We start from the raw sequence: 1,405 nt of genomic DNA on the forward strand, positions 1-1,405 counted from the left end.
GTGCTGGTCACCACCCTGCGGATCTCCGCCGAAACAGCGCTGCTGAGCCTGGTCTTCGGCTTCGTCCTGGCCCAGGCGATCACCCGGCTCAAGCCCATCCTGGCGGGCCTGGCGATGCTGGTCGTGGTCGTCCCGCACTTCATCAGCGCCCTGGTGCGCACCTACGGCTGGATCATCATGCTCGGCGACAAGGGCCTGGTGAACGAGACCCTGGCGTGGGCACCGGGTGCGCCGTTCCAGCTGCTCTACAACGAACTCGGTGTCGTCATCGGCACCACCTCGATGATGCTCCCGTACACCGTGCTGCTGCTGTACGGGGTGATGCGCGGGGTGGACCGGCGTCTGCTGGCGGCCGCATCCAGCATGGGCGCGGGCCGGGTGACGATCTTCCGGCGGATCTATCTGCCGCTGGTCGCGCCGGGCCTGGCCAGTGCCGGACTGCTCAGCTTCATCCTGTCGCTGGGCTACTACATCACCCCGGCCCTGATGGGCGGACCCAACCAGACGATGATCGCCACCCTCATCAACCAGCAGGTGACGAAGGAGAACCAGTGGAACGGGGCCGCAGCCCAGGGAGTCATCCTGCTGCTGCTCACCCTGGCCGGACTGCTGCTGGTCAAGGCCGCAGGCTCCCTGGGCGCCAGCCGTAGGAAGAGGAGTGCGTCATGATGGAGCTGCGCAAGACTCTCGCCGGGCGGATTGCCCTGACCGCGGTTGCCACCGTGATCCTGCTGTTCCTGGCGCTGCCGATCGTGGTCATCCTCGTCACCTCCTTCAGCAACAATGCCTTCGCCGCCTTCCCGCCCGAGGCGTGGACGCTGAACTGGTACAAGGCGCTGTTCGCCGACGGCAGCAAGTGGCCCGCCGCCCTGACGCTCAGCGCGTTCGTCGCCTGCCTGAGCACCCTGTTCTCCCTCATCATCGGTGTGACCGCGGCGACCGCCCTGGTCCGCAGTGAACTCCCGCTGCGCTCGGCGGTCTTCGCCCTGGTCCTCGGACCGCTGGTCATTCCGCAGATCGTCACCGCGCTCGGCCTGTTCCTGCTCTTCGAGCCGGCCGCGATGCTGGGCAGCCCGATCGCCATCGCCCTCGGCCACACCGTGCTGGCCTCACCCATCGCGGTGCTGATCCTGATCGCGACCCTGCGCGGCATCGACGAACGCCTCGAAGACGCCGCCGCCAGCATGGGCGCCGGGCGCCTCACCATCGCCCGGCGCATCACCTTCCCCCTGGCCGCCCCCGGGATGATCGCGGCGGCGATCTTCTCCTTCATCACCAGCTTCGACGAGTTCTACATCTCCCAGTTCCTGTCCTCGGTCGACACCGTCACCCTGCCGGTGCGGGTCTACAACTCCCTCACCTTCGAGATCGACCCCAGCGTGACCGCGGTCAGCGCGCTGCTCAC

The 1,405-nt window shown here is 67.6% G+C and carries 2 protein-coding genes; both read left to right on the top strand.

Features of this window, described 5'->3' with window-relative positions; translation table 11 throughout:
- Positions 1-669, top strand: a 669-nt coding sequence (locus ACP4J3_RS50635; RefSeq protein ID WP_426545046.1) for an ABC transporter permease, incomplete at its 5' end; no start/stop codon positions are given.
- Positions 666-1,405, top strand: a 740-nt coding sequence (locus ACP4J3_RS50640; RefSeq protein ID WP_426545048.1) for an ABC transporter permease, incomplete at its 3' end; no start/stop codon positions are given. The genes ACP4J3_RS50635 and ACP4J3_RS50640, both read left to right, overlap by 4 nt.

The sequence above is a fragment of the Streptomyces sp. UG1 genome (assembly GCF_049974585.1).
In the GTDB taxonomy this organism is placed as follows: Bacteria; Actinomycetota; Actinomycetes; order Streptomycetales; family Streptomycetaceae; genus Streptomyces.